Raw genomic sequence first — 18870 nt, 5'->3', positions numbered from 1 at the left:
AAATCGACGTGTGAAAAATGCTCTGCCTTAACAGGCAGAGCATTTTTATTTTAGTACCATTTAAAAAAGCCTCTAGCGGGGGACACATAGAGGCAATTAGGGGGTTATTCTTCGTCGTGTTCAGTTGCCCAGGCTTGTGCACAGTTCACTGCACGCTTCCAACCTCTATAACGACGTGCTCTTTTCTCTTCATCTTGATGAGGTATGAATGTCTGATCAATCACCGCTTTATTAGCTAACTCATCGAGACTTCCCCAGAAGCCAACCGCCAAACCGGCAAGATATGCAGCGCCCAACGCTGTAACTTCGGTCACTTTAGGACGATGAACCTCTGTATCAAGCACATCCGCTTGGAACTGCATCAAGAAGTTATTAGCTACAGCACCACCATCAACACGCAGAGCCGACAGTTTAATTCCCGAGTCAGCTTGCATTGCATCAAGTACATCACGAGTTTGATAAGCAACACTCTCTAGTGTGGCTCGGATGATATGATTCGAGTTAACACCACGCGTTAAACCAACAATCGTACCGCGGGCATAAGCATCCCAATATGGTGCGCCAAGACCAGTAAAGGCTGGTACCACGTATACACCATTAGAAGTGTCAACTTTGGTTGCGAAGTATTCAGAGTCATGGGCATCAGAAATCAGCTTCAGTTCATCACGTAGCCATTGAATCGAAGCCCCCCCCATGAACACCGCGCCTTCAAGCGCATATGCAGGCTCACCGGATGGCCCACAAGCTAACGTGGTTAACAAACCATTATGAGAAGTCACCTTCTCTTTACCAGTGTTCATCAATAAGAAACAGCCCGTTCCATAGGTATTCTTCGCCTGACCTGCTTCAACACACATTTGGCCATAAAGCGCTGCTTGTTGGTCACCAGCAATACCTGCAATTGGAATACGCGTACCGCCAATACCACCAATATTCGTTTGACCATAAACTTCTGAAGATTTTTTCACTTCAGGCATCATTGCGAGTGGAATATTAAACTCTTTTAAAATTTTCTCATCCCAATGCAAGTTATTGATATTGAAAAGCATGGTACGTGATGCGTTGGTGTAGTCTGTGACATGGACACGCCCTTGAGTCATTTTCCATACTAGCCAGGTATCAATCGTGCCGAACAATAATTTGCCAGCTTCTGCGTCTTCTCTTGCTCCTTCGACGTTATCCAAAATCCACTTCACTTTCGTGCCTGAGAAATATGGGTCTAACACAAGGCCTGTATTGTCACGAATGTACGCTTCCAAACCATCACGTTTTTTCAATTCTTCACAGATCGAAGCCGTGCGACGGCATTGCCAAACAATCGCGTTATAAACGGGTTTACCCGTTTCTTTGTTCCATACTACGGTAGTTTCACGTTGGTTGGTGATGCCAATACCTGCGATTTCATCGCTGCGAATACCAGCCTTACCAAGAGCTTCAACAAGCGTAGAACTTTGAGTTGCATAAATTTCTAGAGGATCGTGCTCAACCCACCCAGCTTGAGGGTAGATCTGAGTGAATTCACGCTGAGAAACACTCACAATGTTGGCATCGTGGTCCAACACAACAGCGCGTGAGCTGGTTGTACCTTGGTCTAGGGCAACAATGTATTTCTGCTCAGTCATGGTCGTTTCCTTATTTATTTCACGTTAATCGTCATATCGATTGTTATAGTTATTTTAATGTTAGATGTGTGCTTGTTCGCTTTCTTCTACATCATCACATTGATTTGGAATGGTACAACCTACACCAACAACGGGTAGATAAGCACCAATGAATTTAGGATATGCCCAAGCGCCAAAACAGGCACCAGCGATTGGCGCTACAATAGGAACAATAAAGTATGGGATATCTTTAGCACCTGTCAGGGCGTAATCCCAACCGGCTAAGTAAGCAAATAATTTAGGGCCAAAGTCACGAGCAGGGTTCATCGCGAAACCAGTTAGTGGGCCTAATGAACCGCCAATAACCGCAATCAAAATGCCAATAAATAGTGGGTTCATCGCATTACGATGCGCACCGTTGTTTTCATCACCCAACGCCAAAATTGCAAACATTAATACAGCGGTTATGACAAATTCAACAGCGAGCGCACCAGTAAAGGAAAGAGATGCATTTGGATAAGTAGAGAAAATACCCGCAGTGGCTAGCGCTTCTTGGCTGCTACGTACAAAATTGTGTGCGATTTCGTAATCGGTAAAAAGGTTACTGTACAAGCTATAAATCAGTGCGGCAGAACAAAATGCACCAAGCATTTGCGCGATAATGTAAGGAATAACTTTCGCTTTATCAAAGCCATGAAATGCAGCTAATGCGATAGTAACAGCCGGGTTAATGTGTGCGCCAGAAACCCCTGCAGTACAGTAGATAGCAATGGCGACGCCTAAGCCCCACATGATACTGATTTCCCATTGACCAAATTGCGCACCAGTTAGTACCAGCGCCGCAACACAGCCTACACCGAAAAAGATCAGCAATCCGGTGCCGATAAACTCCGCGATACACTCTCCTAGAAGAGTATGTTGTTTTGTTCGAGTCATAGTAAGTGTCCTTGTTTATTTTTATGTACACGATTTCTGTGTGAGACACATTTTGCACACTTTTCGTATCGCGAAAATAAAAAATCAACATTTATGAGCGTTCGAGCACAATTTTGTTACTTCAAATATCCAATTTTGTTAATTAACTCATTATTTTGATCTTATCACCCATACGGATGAACAGTACAAACCTCCATAAACTTAAGCAAATACTAATTAACATCACGGATAATACGTAGAATAAAGCATGAAGTAGATAATTCATCATTTTCAATAGCAAGTTAACCGTCAGTAATTTGAGCTGCTCATAAGCGCATATCACGTTCAAAACAGACCAAGTTGTTAAATCATTAACAGTAAAAATGTTAATTAATTTTCCATTTTGACATCCATCACCAAACTTTCATTAATCCCATCGATTAAACATACAACTTATAGTTCGTTCGAACTTTTGTGAGCAACATATCGAACATTTATGACAAAAAATGCCACACTGAATGTAAGTTTTTCATCGAATAAGGTTTCACCATGACCACAGCAACCCGATTTGAAACCGATGTCGTCATCATTGGTGGCGGAGCAACCGGTACTGGAATTATGCGCGACTGTGCGCTGCGTGGTATTAATTGTATTTTGCTAGAAAAAGATGATATTGCATCGGGCACGACTGGACGCAATCATGGTTTGCTGCATTCTGGAGCACGCTACGCAGTAACAGACCCAGAGTCAGCCAAAGAATGTATCCAAGAAAATCAAATTTTAAAAAATATCGCTAGGCATTGTGTTGAAAATACCGATGGCTTGTTCATTACGTTGCCTGAAGACGACCTGAATTTTCAAAGTACTTTTATTCAAAAATGCAGTGAGGCGGGTATCGCCACGGAGCAACTTTCAGCCAAAAAGGCGCTGAAACTCGAGCCGCACGTAAACCCCAACCTGATTAGTGCGGTAAAAGTGCCCGATGGTACGCTTGACCCTTTTCGTTTGTGTGCTTCCAACGTTTTAGACGCCAAAGAACATGGCGCCCGAATTTTCAACAAAACAATTGTCACTTCGCTCATTCGCCAAGGTGATACAATTTTGGGTGTGCGTTGCTTACAGCTTAACACTCACCAACAATACGAGATCTTCGCTAAAGAAGTCATTAACGCCGCGGGAATATGGGGTCAAAACATCTGCGAATATGCCGATCTCAACATTAAAATGTTTCCCGCCAAAGGTTCGTTACTCATTTTAGATTACCGCATCAATAACTTAGTGATTAACCGTTGCCGCAAGCCGTCAGATGCCGACATTCTTGTTCCTGGTGATACCATTTCACTTATCGGCACCACGTCTGAACATATTGATTACGACCAAATCGACAATTTGCATGTCACAGAGAAAGAGGTTGATGTCCTCCTTGCTGAAGGCGCTAAACTTGCACCAATCATGGCGAACACCCGGGTATTGCGTGCTTATGCTGGCGTACGTCCACTCGTATCAGTAGATGATGATGGCAGCGGTCGTAATATCAGCCGTGGTATCGTGCTACTTGATCACCAACAACGTGATGGTTTGAAAGGGCTGACTACAATTACTGGCGGTAAATTAATGACTTACCGTTTAATGGCTGAATGGGCAACCGATTTAGTTGCCAAAAAACTGGGCAATACGACGGCTTGTGAAACCCACACTCGCCCACTGCCTGGTTCAAATGAAACGCCAAAGCAAGTGAAAAAAACCGCCAGCATTGCCAAACCTATCTATGAGTCAGCCATCTACCGACACGGTGAGCGTGCTAAAAACTTCCTGACAGATGATGTAAAAAGCCAAGCCATCATTTGTGAATGTGAAATGGTGACCGCTGGTGAAATTGAATACGCCATTAAGCAGCTCGACGTGAACAATTTGGTCGACTTGCGTCGTCGTACACGTTTAGGAATGGGCCCTTGCCAAGGTGAATTATGCAGCTATCGAGCGGCCAGCTTATTTAATGAATATGGCAATGTATCTGGTCAGCAATCCAGTCAGTTGTTGGTTGAATTTTTAGAAGAACGTTGGAAAGGTATTAAACCCATTTTTTGGGGAGATGCTCTGCGTGAGGCAGAATTCAGTTATTGGATTTACGAAGGTTTGTTCGGGGCTAATGATATCCCAGAGCAGCAATACAAGAATGAAAATGAGGAGACGTTATGATTAAGTACGACGTCACAGTTATTGGTGGAGGCATCGCAGGCTATAGTGCTGGAATTCGTTGCCTTCAAGCAGGCCTTAAGACAGCGTTAATTAGCCAAGGCCAGAGTGCGTTGCATTTTTCTTCAGGCTCGATTGATGTTCTGGGTAAATTACCTTCAGGCCAGCCGGTAGACGCACCTTTTTTAGCCATGAAAGAGCTAGCAAAACAAGCACCTAGTCATCCTTACAGTAAAATTGGCGCTGAGATAACACAAAATAGCTTATTGTGGTTCCAAAAAACGCTGCAACAACGAGGAATGCCATTAACTCATCAGGCCGACAGCAGTAACCATTACCGTATCACGCCAATGGGCACGCTGAAAGCCACTTGGCTATCGCAACCTTATGTATATCAACACAAAACCATAGCACCGTTTAAGCGTATTATTTTGCTTGCGATTGAAGGTTACCGGGACTTTCAACCACAGATGTTGCAAGGTAACTTAAGTCATCTACCTGAATTTAAAGAGATACCAAGCGAAATCATTCAAGTGACCATTCCTGGTTTTGAAACTCTTCGCCATAACCCGAACGAATTACGTTCAATCGATATTGCGCGTCTATTAAAACAGCCTCAAGCATGGACCAGTTTCTGTGACCAGTTAATGCGCTACGCCAACACGCAAGATCTTGTCATTTTACCCGCCATTATGGGTAACGGTGACGGGCTAACCTTATTAAACAAACTCAAATTAGCAACCAATCTACAACTGCATGAAGTACCCACTATGCCGCCATCATTAATGGGGATTCGCATTGAAGAATCGCTAAGTCGGGCCTTTTTAACAATGGGCGGTATTCATCTTAAAGGTGACAAAGTCGTGAATGGGGAGTTTGAAGGTGACAAGCTCACCGCGATTCATACACAAAACCTCACCGATATGCCTATTCAAGCGGATCACTTTGTAATGGCGACAGGCAGTTATTTCAGTCAAGGTTTATCCGCTTCGCATAATGGCGTTTCTGAACCGATTTTCCAGTTGCAAGTAAACAGCGTCAGTGATCGTACTCAGTGGCGAAATAACGCATTCTTTGCCCAGCAATCACATCCATTTATGACCTTTGGTGTAGAAACTAACCACCATTTAAATCCGATACATCAAGGGACTGTGATCAAAAACTTATACTGCTGTGGCTCAATGCTTGGTGGCTATGACCCTGTTTTTGAAGGCAGTGGCGGAGGGGTTGCCATTGCGAGTGCTTATCACGCCACATCGCAGATTATCGCCCAATCACAGACAAAAAACTCCATTGAGGAGGCTTTAGCATGACAACCTCTTTTATCGAAGCTGCACCTAAAAACACCTCATTTGATCAGTGCATCAAATGCACCGTATGCACTGTGTATTGCCCCGTAGCGAAAGCGAACCCTCTTTATCCAGGGCCAAAACAGTGCGGACCGGACGGTGAACGCCTACGGATAAAAAGTGCAGAATATTACGATGACTTACTGAAGCTGTGTACTAACTGCAAACGTTGCGAAACCGCTTGTCCATCAGGTGTTAAGATCGGCGATATCATTGCCGTTGCTCGTGGTAAGCACGGCAAGAAATCATTCAGTCCAAAATTGGTGCGCGATTACGTGCTCAGCCACACCGATTTATTCGGGACATTGGCTACACCATTTGCGCCAATTGTTAACGTCGCTACCTCTATGCCACTAGTTAAAAAAGTGATGCATAAAACCATTGGCGTTCACGACCATAAATCACTACCTAAATATTCGCATGGTACATTTCGTCGTTGGTTCAAACAAAACTGCACTCGTCAGCCTCTTTATACACGCCAAGTTAGTTATTTCCACGGCTGCTATGTGAATTACAACCATCCTCAACTAGGCAAAGATTTCGTTGCCGTGATGAATGCGATGAATATTGGTGTACGTTTGTTGGATAATGAGAAGTGTTGCGGCGTGCCACTAATTGCCAACGGTTTTCACGATAAGGCTCGCAAAAACGCATTATTGAATGTGAAGAATATTGAAACCGCGGTGTTAGATCGTCAAACCTCGGTACTGTCGACTTCTTCGACTTGCTCATTCACTTTACAACAAGAATACCCACATGTTTTAGGCGTTGATAATAGTAAGGTGGTCAATAAAATTGAATATGTCACCCGCTTTTTACTCAAAGAATTCATGAGTGGCAATGCGCCCAGAATGAAACCGGTAAACTTAAAAGTGGTCTATCACACCCCTTGCCACCTAGAGCGTAGCGGCAATGTTATGTTTACCATTGAACTGTTAAAGATGATCCCTGGGTTAGAACTGATCGTGCTTGACAGTGAGTGCTGTGGCTTAGCCGGAACCTACGGTTTTAAAGAAGAAAACTATGATGTATCAATGAAAATTGGATCGCATTTATTTGATTCGATCAAAGCCTCTCAAGCAGACTATGCCATTACTGATTGCGAAACGTGCAAATGGCAAATCGAGGAGAATACCGCTCTAGAGACTATCCACCCCATCAGCTTATTAGCGATGGCGATTGCTTAAACGCAGTAACAAAAAAGCCAGACTGCAATCGCGTCTGGCCTTTTCAATGACTTTTTAGTTTTATTTACTTGCTAAAGGGCGTAATTGGCAATGCTCTATGGCATTGGCTAACAGCTCTAACGCCGTTGACTCACACTCAGTTAAAACAGCATTACTTTGAGCAATTGGTGTCACGCGTTGCCCCCATTTGATATACCCAGCCCCCCACGTCAACCCTGCGCCAAAGGCAGCAACAAGCAAGTTATCATTCGCTTTGATCTTGCCTTGCTCAACCGCTTCGCACAGTGCAATCGGCACCGTCGCGGCAGAGGTGTTACCATAGTGTTGAATATTAACGAAAGCTTTATCTTGGCTAATGCCCGACAAATCACAAAGCGTTTGAATAATACGCACATTGGCTTGGTGAGGGATCACAACATCAATATCATCGGTTGAAAGATCAGAACGTGACAATACCGTTTGCGCTGCCGCCCCCATTCCTCTTACCGCTCGTTTGAAGATTTCTTTACCTACAAAGTCAAAATCCCAGTAACCGTTGTCAGCAGCAAAACGGTCCATTGATGAACCAAATTTAGGCACAGCGAGAATGTCTCGCCCTTCCGCATCACAACCAATTTGAGCCTCTTGCAAACCTAGTTCTTGCTCTGTTTTGCTCAGCACAACCGCCCCAGCACCATCACCAAACAACACAGCGGTATCACGCTTGGTCCAATCGATATAAAAAGACAAACGCTCTGCACCCACCACTAAAGCATGGCGGTAGTGACTCGATTGAATTAAGCGGGTGGCGGTTTCTAAACCATACACAAACCCAGTGCACGCGGCGTTCAAATCAAAAGCAGCCGCGCTTTTAATACCAAGATTTTGCTGCACTTTCGAGGCGATATTGGGAATGAGCGAATCAGGTGAACACGTCGCGATGATGATAAGATCAATCTCCGAAGCATCAATGCCCGCACAGGCAATAGCGTGTTGAGCGGCAACGGTGGCCATATCAGAAGTATTGACATGACTAATGCGGCGATTTTCAATACCAGTACGCGTTCGGATCCACTCATCTGAAGTTTCTAGAAACGTACTAAGATCTTGGTTGGAGAGCTCTGCAGGCGGAAGACATTTTCCCCAACCTGTAATTTCGGCATAAAATTTTGTCATTATTAACCTGTTTTTGTTGTATTTTCTAAGGCGATCAAAAGACTTTCAATTAAATAAGCACTCGCCCTATGAAAGGTAGCTGAGCGAAAAAAGGCCTTTGCAATATTAATTAGTATACGTGCTTTTGCTCAAGCGTTAAATTTATGGTCAGCAATATACAATTAGAAAAAGGAAAGAGAGGTCATCATGTCTACATTTAATACTCGTTGCCCTGCGTGTCACGGTGTTAATCGCGTCCCGTTAGAACGTGTATCTGACAGCCCTAACTGCGGCAAATGCCAAGCGTCATTGCTTGACGGTGCGCCCATCGAAGGCACTGAAGCAAATTTTGCGGCCCTATTGAAAAGCAACCAACCTGTGGTAGTCGATTTTTGGGCTCCGTGGTGTAATCCATGCGTTGGATTTACTCCTGTATTTTCTGATGTTGCTACAGAGCATAAAGGTAATGTGCGTTTTGTAAAAGTTGACACAGAAAGTCAACAAAATCTCGCGGCAAAATATCAAATCCGCAGCATTCCAACTGTTATGCTCTTCAAAAATGGTCAAAAAGTAGAGGTTATTAATGGCGCCCTACCAAAAAGTCAATTTAATCAATGGCTAAACCAAGCTTTGACTAAGTAAAAAGCTTCTAAAAACACAAATAAAGTTGGCATTATTTGATTATTTATGCCAACTTTATGCTCGTTTTCTTCCCTTACGACAACGATTAATAAAATTAATCGTTAAGAACACAATTTTTCGTTTTACCTTTTTCACTATCAACTCCATATTCGCCCGAAATCACCTCCTTTTATTTTTTGATTTTGAGGCAAAGTCATTGGACAACATCACTGCTAACGTGTCTTCTCCACGCATCTCTGTACCTGTTATTGCGCTGTCGCTCTATGCGATAGCATCAGGTTATCTAATGAGTATGATCCCGTTGATGTTGCCTCATTACGGGCTAGAAAGCTCGCTTGCCAGTTGGTTGGCTAGCGCCTTTTATGCGGGACTACTGCTTGGCGCATTAGTGGTGGAACCTTTCGTTAACCGCGTTGGACATCGCATCGCATTTGTTTGGTGTCTTGTTGCCCTGATGCTCACCATCATCGCTTTACCTGCTATGCACATCGCAGAAGTGTGGTTAGTAGCACGCTTTATTGCTGGCGCTGCAGTTGCTGGCGTTTTTGTTGTGGTTGAATCTTGGCTAATGCACGGTGATGAAAAAGGCCGAGCTAAACGCTTAGGTATTTATATGGCGGCACTTTATGGTGGCACAGCACTTGGTCAACTAGGCATTGGCTACCTTGGAGTATCCGGCGGCGTACCGTTCATTGCCATCATTACTTTATTACTTATTGCGAGCACAGTATTAATCTACGGTGATTCTGATCAACCTTCGACTCAACACTCATCAAGTTTGTCACTAAAACAGGTTTTCAAACTTAACCATGCCGCCTTGCTTGGCTGTGCTGTTTCTGGCTTAACGCTTGGTGCAATATATGGCTTAATGCCAATCGAACTTGAATTACGTGGCATCAATCATACTGACTTAGGCAGCCTCATGGCTTTGGTGGTATTAGGTGGCATGGCCGTTCAACCTATGGTTCCTTGGCTATCTAAATTTATGGGCCGCACACTCCTGATGGCAATGTTTTGCTTGCTTGGGTCGGCAGCAATTGCCATGACTCTATTGCAATCGGGCATCATGATGTTGGCAGCCAGTCTGTTTGTGTTGGGAATGGCGACTTTCGCTCTTTACCCTATCGCCATTAATTTAGGCTGCGACAAACTGGATGAAAATTACATTGTATCAGCCACACAAGTCATGCTTTTTAGCTACAGTATTGGGTCTGTTTCTGGGCCACTGATTGCTGATTGGTTTATGCAACGTTCGCAAGGTCTGATGGGCTATCTACTGGTTGCTTTACTGACAACCTGTCTTTATATGTTAATGGCAAGTATGAAGACCAAACGTCAATGGGTTGCAGGCGAATAATCCTACTCTTATTCAACTGATGGCTTACTGGACGGCGCATTTTTCAATCGTTGATGACGATTTGAAAGGTGCGCTTTTGGTTTTGCAGGGATGGCCTTTTTTTCATGTAACAGATGCCGAATAGCTAATATAGGGTGTGGTAATAGCATTCTTGGTCCTGAGTAACGCATCACCAATCTCATCTGTTCTTTTGGCTCAGGTTTATAGCAATGAATTGGGCATTGGTTACAAGTGGGTTTGTGTTGACCGTATGGACAGCGATCCAATCGAATTTCAGCGTAATCAAGCAGCGCTTTGCAAGTATCACACAAACCTTGTTGCACATCATGATGACGCTGGCAGTATATCTCTAACATTGATTTCACCGTGCGAAACTCTGTAAGTAGCTTGCCCGTTAAAAGATCACTTATCGGCTTTTTCATTCCCTATCCCTCCATTGAGTTCACACCAAAAAACAAGTATCCTGCGCCACCTTGTTCCTTGTGAACCAATGATTCACCGTTAAAGAGCACACATTATGAACCGTAAAAAGAAAATCAACCAAGCGCTGAAGAAACACCTTAAAAAGAAAAATGCTAAGCTGCACCCTAGCAACAAACCACGTTACATTTCTAAAGCTGAACGAGCAAAATTAGAAGCAGAGCAAGCTACAGCATCAGAAACAACGCACACCGAACAGCACACTAATGCCGTCACTGCTGAAAGCGAATCACAACAGTAAGTCTTGCTCTATTGGAACAAATCGGCTGGCGACATCAATCAAACTTTGAGCCGTCAGCCTTGGCACACCATATACTTCCACTCGTTTGTTAAAACGCTGTTTAATGCGTTCAACCAATAGCTCAAAATCTCCATCACCCGACACCAAGACAATCACGTCAGCTTGCTCTGCTAATTCAACCGCATCAAGTGTAATGCCAACATCCCAATCCCCTTTTGCACTACCATCACGACGCTGGATAAATGGTTTGAGTTGCACATCAAAACCAATCCCACGCAAAATATGGTGAAACTGACGTTGCTTTGGATCTTGGCTAGCAATCGCATAGGCGTTAGCTTTGATCACTTCACGACCATGAGTAGCTACGTACCAAAACTGGTTGTAATCAAAGTTCTGGCGGTACTTTTCTTTGCAGGTGTAGTAGACGTTTTGTACGTCGACCAAAATAGCGACTTTTTCCATCTGTTTTCTCTCAAGCAGAAACGAAAACAGCGGCCTATCATCGCCGCTGTTTTGCAAATTGAGTGCATTATACGCTAAACCATTTCAATTTGTCGTGCAAACTGGTCACACTCCCGACCACGATCAATGCAGGGCTTTCGGCTTGTTGTGCTAAATCTGGCAATTGGTTGAGAGACCCGCTAAAAACGCGCTGTAAAGGGGTTGTGCCTCGTTCAATAATGGCGCAAGAGGTCTCTGCACTCAGACCAGCATCCAACAAGTTACGTGTGATATTAGGGCACTGTTTTAACCCCATATAAAAAACCAAGGTTTGATTGTCTTGCGCTAAACATCGCCAGTTGATCTCTGAGCCATCTTTTTGCAAATGACCCGTAATGAACTGAACACTTTGAGCATGGTCACGATGCGTCAGTGGAATCCCAGCGTAAGAAGTGCACCCCATAGCGGCGGTAATTCCAGGCACCACTTCATAGGCAATATCATTTTCAGCTAGCGTTTCGAGCTCTTCACCACCTCGACCAAAAATAAACGAATCACCGCCTTTTAGGCGGACGACCTTTTTACCTTCCCTAGCTTTATCGACCAGAACTTGGTTAATCTGATCTTGCGGTACACAATGAAAATCGAGCTGCTTACCGACATAAATCATCTCTGCATTTTTAGGAGCGAGATCCAAAATCTGTTGTGAGACTAATCGATCATATACCACGACTTGTGCTTGGCTTATCACTCGCAAACCTTTTACCGTCAATAGATCAGGATCGCCTGGACCTGCGCCAACTAAAGAAACAAAACCACAAGAGGTCACGATGTTTGTCATGAATGATACCTTTACTTAGCGGTAAGAAGAATGAATACGATGCACAAGAGAGGACGAACCTCTCTTGTAATATGTCGTTACGCCGCGTTGCGCTGAGGAAGCGTCTTACCGTGGGTAATATAAAGGCTTAAACCTGTAAATAGTAAACCACCAACTAAGTTACCTAACGTAGCTGGAATTTGGTTCCACACCAACCAATCACCAATGGTAAATTCAGCCCCGAGCATCATACCAAGTGGGAACAGATACATGTTCACTACCGCATGCTCAAAAACCAAACCGAAGAAGATAAAAATAGGTAACCACATTGCAACCACTTTACCGCTCACTGTGGTTGATGTCATAGCGCCAACAACACCTAAACACACCATCCAGTTACACAAAATACCTTTCACAAATACCGTAATCCAACCATTAAGACCATGCTCTGCAAAACCCAAAGTGCGCGAGGTAGAAGCTTTAATAAACGCTTGGCCAACCGCACCAGGCTCCATACTAAAATTCATAGTGAAGGTGAGAGCCACAAGAAAAGCAACCGATACTGCGCCAATTAAGTTACCAAGACCAACTAATCCCCAGTTACGTAAAATGCCGGCTTTGGTTACACCAGGACGTTTTTCAAATAAAGCCAAAGGTGCTAAAGCAAATACACCGGTTAAAAGATCAAAACCCATTAAGTTTAAGATACAAAAACCAACAGGAAAGACCAAAGCACCCACAATTGGCACTCCGGTTTGTACAGCAGCGGTTATTGCAACCGCAACAGCGATGGCCAAAATCGCCCCCGCCATGATGCCACGGATAATAGTGTCGCGCGTTGACATAAATACTTTGCTTTCGCCAGCATTAATCATAGTTTGTACAAAGTCAGCAGGTTTTACGTAAGACATAATGGTCCTTATTGTCACAAAAGTTAAAATTAAAAAATGAAATTGAATAGACAAAGGCTTCCTGCTCTTTGAACATCACCGTAAATGGATGGTGAGCAAGAAGCCTTCTCGCTATTAAATCTCGCTGACCTTAAGATTACGCTGCAACTTCAACAACGCCTTTCATGACCCGTACGGTGTAAGTTTTTACGCTAAAGCGTTCATCTTCCATGCACAGCCCCGTCACTAGATTAAAACGCTGCTTTTTAAGTGGGCTTGCTACCCACAACTGATCTTGATGCTGACAAATGAGCCCGCGTGACAACACATTAGAGTGCGCAAATGGATCCATGTTGCTGATAGCCAGAACTTCTTCAGTTTGCGCCGGACGAAAGATAGCGACTTGTTCACCATTAACTAATGCACACACACCAGTACCAGGGGTGATATCAGTAATGTCACACACTGCTTGGAATACTTTATTGCTCACCATGTTTATTTCTCCCCAACGGTTGATGTCGCTTGATTGCCAATAGCAACATGCAGGATATCGCCTTTCGCTTGTGGGTATTTTTCGCTATGACTGGCCGGACGATGCTGTTCACGTGCGGCAACAAAAACCACATTGTCATCACGCAAATCAGAGTTAATAAAGTGCGAAAAACGCTTCAACTGTTGTGGGCTGTTGATGGTATCAGCCCACTCGCAGCGGTAGTTGGCAATAAGTTCTGCAACGTCCGCTTCTAACTGGTCGTTAATGCCAAGTTTGTCTTCAACGATCACTTCGCGAAGATAATCGACACCACCGTCTAAGTTGTCTAACCAAACCGAGGTGCGTTGTAATTTATCGGCGGTGCGAATGTAGAACATCATGAAGCGGTCAATGTATTTCAGCAAAGTGGCTTCATCTAAATCAGAAGCCAGAAGATCAGCATGACGAGGCTTCATACCACCGTTACCACATACATACATATTCCAACCAGCATCGGTGGCAATGATACCCAAATCTTTACCTTGCGCTTCCGCACACTCACGGGTACAACCTGAAACACCAAATTTCATTTTGTGTGGGGTGCGAATACCTTTGTAACGATTTTCAATCAGAACACCTAAACCAACACTGTCTTGCACACCAAAACGACACCATGTGCTACCTACACACGTTTTCGCCATGCGCAGTGCTTTCGCATACGCTTGGCCTGTCTCGTATCCTGCATCAATCAGCTTGCGCCAAATCTCTGGTAAATCGTCTTTCTGAGCACCAAATAAACCGATACGCTGCGCGCCAGTAACCTTGGTGTAAAGGTTGTATTCTTGAGCGACATTCGCCAACACCGCAAGTGCTTGCGGTGTGACTTCACCACCAGCCATACGTGGGATCACCGAATAAGTGCCGTCTTTTTGCATGTTGCCAAGAAAGTTGTCGTTCGTATCTTGCAAACTGACGAGTGAAGGCTCAAGAACGTGATCACCCCAGCAAGAAGCTAAGATCGAGCCAATCGTTGGCTTACACACTTCACAACCATAACCTTTACCGTGCTTGTACAGCATGTCATCAAAGCTCTTGATGCCTTCGATACGAATCAAATGGAATAACTCTTGGCGTGAATACGCAAAATGCTCACAAATGTCGTTTTTTACTTCCACGCCAGATTTAGCAAGCTCGGCATTCAGAACCGAAGTCACCAATGGCACACAACCACCGCAACCCGTTCCTGCCCCGGTGACCGCTTTAATGGCACCCAAAGTATGGTGACCATCCGCTACCGCTTGGGCTATTTTCGCTTTAGTAACATCAAAACAAGAGCAGATCACCGCGGAATCAGGTAACGCATCCGCACCTAATGCTGGTTTTTCAGCCCCTGCATGAGCCGGTAAAATAAGCGTATCGGGGTGTTTTGGTAGCTCAATTTCATTGAGTTTGAGTTGCAGTAAATCACCGTAGTCTGACGTATCGCCAACTAAAACTGCACCGAGCAGTTTTCTGCCGTCCTCCGAGACAGTAATGCGTTTATAAACTTCGTCTTCTTCATTTTGATAAACGTAGCTCTTACAACCCGGAGTTCGGCCATTCGCATCACCAATTGAGCCAACTTTCACTCCCAATAATTTGAGTTTGGCGCTCATGTCTGCACCTTCGAATTGGCTGTCGTTACCAACAAGATGATCAACCGCAACGGTGGCCATTTTGTAACCAGGAGCAACAAGACCAAAAAAGGTTTGATTCCAAGAAGCACATTCGCCAATCGCGTAAATATCAGGATCAGAAGTTTGACAGTGATCGTTGATAGCTACACCACCACGCGGAGCAATGTCTAGGCCCATTTGACGAGCCAATTTGTCTTGAGGACGTATCCCTGCTGAAAATACGATGAAGTCGACTTCTAAATCTGAGCCATCTGCAAACTTCATGGTATTACGAGCGTTTTCACCTTGCGCCACAATCTCTAACGTATTTTTACTGGTGTGAACTTGCACTCCCATACGCTCAATTTTATTGCGCAGTTGCAAACCACCTTGTAGATCAAGTTGCTCTGCCATTAGCACCGGAGCAAATTCGACAACGTGTGTTTGCACACCTAGCGCTTTTAACGCGCCAGCGGCTTCAAGGCCAAGCAAACCACCACCTATCACAGCACCGCTTTTACTTTTCTTCGAACACGCTTCTATCGCTTTAAGATCTTCAATCGTGCGGTATACAAAGCAATCTTTACTTTCATTACCTTTAATCGGCGGGACAAATGGGAAAGAGCCCGTAGCAAGAACGAGTTTGTCATAAGACACTTCGCGCCCAGTGCTCGAGTAAACCACGCGTTTATCGCGGTTAATGTTAATCGCACGTTCGCCAATCAATACATTGATGGCATGCTTTTGGTAGAAACCTTGTTTAACAAGAGAAAGCTCTTCAGCGGTATGGTGTGAGAAATAGGAGGAAAGATGTACTCGGTCGTAAGCGACACGAGGTTCTTCACAAAAGACCGTCACATCAAGCATTGATGCGTCCATTTTTTCCACCAAATCTTCGATATAGCGATGACCAACCATGCCATTACCGATGATGACTAGCTTCATCTTGCTCATATGGGTTCCTAATTTATATAACCATTTATTGAGCGAGATTCTCAGTTATGAAGAAAAATGAATTAATGATGTAAATCAATTACAAATTCAAACTACCCTAAAGAGGTAGACAAAATCAGCCATTCTTCAGTAAAAACAGTGATTAACCATATTTATTGTATGGATTAATGACTTTTTAGATATCTGAGTATCATTGTAAACATTTCATAACATTACCAAAATGTAACCAACATTCACTTCAAGCATTTTTGTGTTTCACTTAACCAAGCCTTTCATTAAGCCTTCACATTCATTGGTTAAGTTAGCGTGACAACAACGAGGTCGAATGTGAAACCACTCAAACGCTATCAGTACGAACGTTACGCCGTACTGTGTAACCTTACGTACCAACGTACTTTTAAACAGACACGTTATGGTTTTGATCCTAATGGGCAACGCATCATTCGTAATCAATTTGGCAAAATCATGGTACGAGTCCTGTGGAGCCAAAATCACGAAGAAGTGATTGTCGTGATAAAAGGATCGCATAGCGTAAGTGATTGGCTTTTGAACTTTGCAATGTGGACCCGAAGCTGTCAGCACCTTGGCTTACCTTATCGCATTCATGCAGGTTTTTATCATCTGCTTCACCAAGAAAGCCAGCCTACACGCAATGAAGATAAGTTGGGTTTGTCTGTTATTGAGCGTTTAGAAAACTTTGTTACACCACTTATCCAAAATGGCAAGCGCATTACCATTACCGGCCACTCTTCAGGCGGAGCGATTGGTTGTGTATTTGCTGATTATTTAGAAAAAAAACACCCAAAATCTATCAAACGAATTGTGACTTTTGGTCAACCAGCCATCGGGGATTGGAACTTTCGCAAACACTATGCTTTAGGTCACAAAACTTACCGCATTTGCTGTGATCTCGACATTGTGACATTTATGCCACCAATTCCATTGCTCTATTGGCATGTAGGGAAATTACTATGGCTGTATAACGGTAAAATTTATGAAAACACACCAACATGGATACGAATGGCACGTTCGTTATTCAGTTGGCTTGTCCGCCCATTTTCCTATCACCTCATGAGTAAATACATCCGCAATAAGGATTTTTTCGATGAACGATAAAACCAGCATCCAAACCAAAAACAAAAGCGACTTCAAATGTTTTTTACACTAAACAAATAACAAAAATAAATAATAATGACGGCCTTGTTAAACCCGTGATTCGTGCACTCAATGCCGTCAATATTTCTCAAGGTTTTGAAGCTGGTTTAGCCATCGTTTTAGTCGCCATCATTCTCGATCGCTTATGCAAAACCCCAAATCAAAATAATAAGGAAGCATAATCATGGATGCTATTACCATTAAAAATCTCGATGTTGTGTTTGGCCACAATCCAAATGAAGCGCTGCAACGCCTTGATGCAGGTGAATCTCGCCAAGAGATTATCGATGCCTGCGGTCAAGTCGTAGGGGTAGACAATGTTAGCCTTACTGTTAAAGAAGGGGAAATTTGCGTCTTGATGGGGCTGTCTGGTTCAGGGAAATCGAGCTTGCTGCGCGCGGTGAATGGCTTAAATACCATCAGCCGAGGATCACTAGAATTAAAAGATGGCAAACGCTTTGTTGACCTTGCCAGCTGTGATAAAGCAACGCTTCAGAATTTAAGGACGAATCGTGTCTCGATGGTGTTTCAAAAGTTTGCCCTTATGCCTTGGTTATCAGTTTTAGATAACGTGGCGTTTGGCTTAGAAATGCAAGGAATGAGTAAGAAAAAACGCCACCAACGTGCTCGTGAACAGCTAACAATGGTTGGCCTTGCTGAATGGGAAGATAAATTCCCCCATGAACTTTCTGGCGGCATGCAGCAACGTGTCGGTTTAGCGCGTGCTTTTGCAATGGACAGTGACATCCTGTTAATGGACGAACCATTCTCGGCACTTGATCCACTCATTCGCGCGCAACTACAAGATGAGTTATTAGAGCTACAAAGCAAATTAAACAAGACGATCTTATTTGTTAGCCACGATTTAGATGAAGCGCTAAAAATAGGTAATAACATCGCTATTATGGAGTCAGGTAAGCTGATTCAACACGGTAAGCCTGAAGAAATAGTCCTTACTCCAAAAACTGACTACGTCAAAGAGTTCGTGGCACACACTAACCCCATTAACGTATTAAAAGGACGTTCATTAATGCAGCCTATCGAACAGTTAAAACAACAAGATGATCGTTGGCAGATCTGCAACAAACAAGATGTTTGGGTAGCCCAAAACGATACAGAATTGACATTATATGGAGCCACATCAACTACACTACTCCATTGGGATACTCAGGCTAGCGATATGTCGAACATCGACTCATCAACGATTATTGTCACTACCCCTGACATTGACATGCGCAGCGCGATTGAATTGAAACACCGAACTCAAAACCCAATTCTTCTGATGGAAAATAATCAGCTCGTCGGTGTTTTAAGCGATCAAGAAATTTATAGTGCCCTACTGGGAAATTATCAAACTGAAGAGGCCGCTTGACGGTGACCT

General features: G+C 43.8%; 17 protein-coding genes and 1 pseudogene. 9 read left to right on the top strand and 9 right to left on the bottom strand.

Annotated elements, in window-relative coordinates; translation table 11 throughout:
• Positions 1-104: 104 nt before the first annotated feature.
• Both glpK and MCT08_RS15285 read right to left on the bottom strand, forming a co-directional pair.
• Positions 105-1622 carry a glycerol kinase GlpK gene (gene glpK / locus MCT08_RS15290; protein ID WP_053310544.1) on the bottom strand — a complete coding sequence of 506 codons (1518 nt, stop codon included), beginning with the start codon at positions 1620-1622 and terminating at the stop codon, positions 105-107.
• Between the two features lie 60 nt (positions 1623-1682).
• Positions 1683-2537, bottom strand: coding sequence for an MIP/aquaporin family protein (locus tag MCT08_RS15285; RefSeq protein ID WP_274678791.1), 855 nt, complete (start codon positions 2535-2537; stop codon positions 1683-1685).
• A 528-nt stretch (positions 2538-3065) separates the two neighbouring features.
• On the opposite strand from MCT08_RS15285, the gene glpA reads away from it, so the two are divergent.
• Genes glpA through glpC form a run of 3 tightly spaced genes read left to right on the top strand, consistent with a single transcriptional unit; the run spans position 3066 to position 7248 of the window.
• Positions 3066-4715, top strand: coding sequence for an anaerobic glycerol-3-phosphate dehydrogenase subunit A (gene glpA / locus MCT08_RS15280; RefSeq protein ID WP_274678789.1), 1650 nt, complete (start codon positions 3066-3068; stop codon positions 4713-4715).
• The gene (glpB, locus tag MCT08_RS15275) at positions 4712-6025 is read left to right on the top strand and encodes a glycerol-3-phosphate dehydrogenase subunit GlpB (protein WP_176246020.1); all 1314 of its coding nucleotides are present in this window, start codon (positions 4712-4714) and stop codon (positions 6023-6025) included. The genes glpA and glpB overlap by 4 nt, the downstream gene beginning before the upstream one ends.
• Complete coding sequence (glpC, locus tag MCT08_RS15270) at positions 6022-7248, top strand: anaerobic glycerol-3-phosphate dehydrogenase subunit GlpC (RefSeq protein WP_053310540.1); 1227 nt, start codon at positions 6022-6024, stop codon at positions 7246-7248. The genes glpB and glpC overlap by 4 nt, the downstream gene beginning before the upstream one ends.
• Before the next feature lie 60 nt (positions 7249-7308).
• Here the strand turns inward: glpC and MCT08_RS15265 are convergent, their stop codons facing one another.
• On the bottom strand, positions 7309-8403 hold the full coding sequence (locus MCT08_RS15265) for a ketoacyl-ACP synthase III (RefSeq protein ID WP_172532452.1): 1095 nt from the start codon (positions 8401-8403) through the stop codon (positions 7309-7311).
• A 186-nt stretch (positions 8404-8589) separates the two neighbouring features.
• Between MCT08_RS15265 and trxC the strand changes: the two genes are divergently transcribed.
• Positions 8590-9024 (top strand): thioredoxin TrxC, encoded by a 435-nt coding sequence (gene trxC, locus MCT08_RS15260; protein ID WP_274678788.1) that lies wholly within the window; start codon positions 8590-8592, stop codon positions 9022-9024.
• Positions 9025-9112: 88 nt separating this feature from the next.
• Positions 9113-10381: an MFS transporter gene (locus tag MCT08_RS15255; protein WP_373682366.1), complete on the top strand. Its 1269-nt coding sequence runs from the start codon at positions 9113-9115 to the stop codon at positions 10379-10381.
• An 8-nt stretch (positions 10382-10389) separates the two neighbouring features.
• Here the strand turns inward: MCT08_RS15255 and MCT08_RS15250 are convergent, their stop codons facing one another.
• Positions 10390-10791, bottom strand: a complete 402-nt coding sequence (locus MCT08_RS15250; protein ID WP_274679075.1) for a nitrous oxide-stimulated promoter family protein — start codon at positions 10789-10791, stop codon at positions 10390-10392.
• A gap of 107 nt (positions 10792-10898) precedes the next feature.
• Here MCT08_RS15250 and MCT08_RS15245 point away from each other — a divergent pair, with 107 nt between their 5' ends.
• Entirely contained in the window at positions 10899-11102 is a 204-nt protein-coding gene (locus MCT08_RS15245; protein WP_274672265.1) for a DUF2986 domain-containing protein, read from the top strand.
• Here the strand turns inward: MCT08_RS15245 and MCT08_RS15240 are convergent.
• The 5 genes from MCT08_RS15240 to nirB all read right to left on the bottom strand — a co-directional run bounded on the left by MCT08_RS15240 (position 11091) and on the right by nirB (position 16334).
• Complete coding sequence (locus tag MCT08_RS15240; protein ID WP_053310515.1) at positions 11091-11564, bottom strand: LabA-like NYN domain-containing protein; 474 nt, start codon at positions 11562-11564, stop codon at positions 11091-11093. The two genes, MCT08_RS15245 and MCT08_RS15240, sit on opposite strands and share 12 nt — an antisense overlap.
• A gap of 67 nt (positions 11565-11631) precedes the next feature.
• The gene (gene cobA, locus MCT08_RS15235; RefSeq protein WP_274678787.1) at positions 11632-12384 is read right to left on the bottom strand and encodes a uroporphyrinogen-III C-methyltransferase; all 753 of its coding nucleotides are present in this window, start codon (positions 12382-12384) and stop codon (positions 11632-11634) included.
• 77 nt (positions 12385-12461) lie between these two features.
• Positions 12462-13274 carry a formate/nitrite transporter family protein gene (locus MCT08_RS15230; protein WP_053310513.1) on the bottom strand — a complete coding sequence of 271 codons (813 nt, stop codon included), beginning with the start codon at positions 13272-13274 and terminating at the stop codon, positions 12462-12464.
• Between the two features lie 136 nt (positions 13275-13410).
• A complete protein-coding gene (gene nirD / locus MCT08_RS15225) occupies positions 13411-13746 on the bottom strand; it encodes a nitrite reductase small subunit NirD (RefSeq protein ID WP_053310512.1) in 336 nt (111 codons plus the stop codon).
• Positions 13747-13748: 2 nt separating this feature from the next.
• A complete protein-coding gene (nirB, locus tag MCT08_RS15220; protein ID WP_274678786.1) occupies positions 13749-16334 on the bottom strand; it encodes a nitrite reductase large subunit NirB in 2586 nt (861 codons plus the stop codon).
• 327 nt (positions 16335-16661) lie between these two features.
• On the opposite strand from nirB, the gene MCT08_RS15215 reads away from it, so the two are divergent.
• From MCT08_RS15215 to choV, 3 genes and pseudogenes are all read left to right on the top strand, one after another.
• Positions 16662-17450, top strand: a complete 789-nt coding sequence (locus MCT08_RS15215) for a lipase family protein (RefSeq protein WP_053310510.1) — start codon at positions 16662-16664, stop codon at positions 17448-17450.
• A gap of 77 nt (positions 17451-17527) precedes the next feature.
• Positions 17528-17671 (top strand): annotated as a pseudogene (locus MCT08_RS15210) (choline ABC transporter permease subunit); the annotation flags it as partial.
• A 2-nt stretch (positions 17672-17673) separates the two neighbouring features.
• A complete protein-coding gene (gene choV / locus MCT08_RS15205; RefSeq protein WP_274678785.1) occupies positions 17674-18861 on the top strand; it encodes a choline ABC transporter ATP-binding protein in 1188 nt (395 codons plus the stop codon).
• Positions 18862-18870 lie beyond the last annotated feature (9 nt).

This window comes from Vibrio aestuarianus, from assembly GCF_028858425.1.
GTDB lineage: Bacteria > Pseudomonadota > Gammaproteobacteria > Enterobacterales > Vibrionaceae > Vibrio > Vibrio aestuarianus.
Note: the sequence above shows the minus strand (reverse complement) of the source record. Positions and strands in the feature narration are given on the sequence as shown.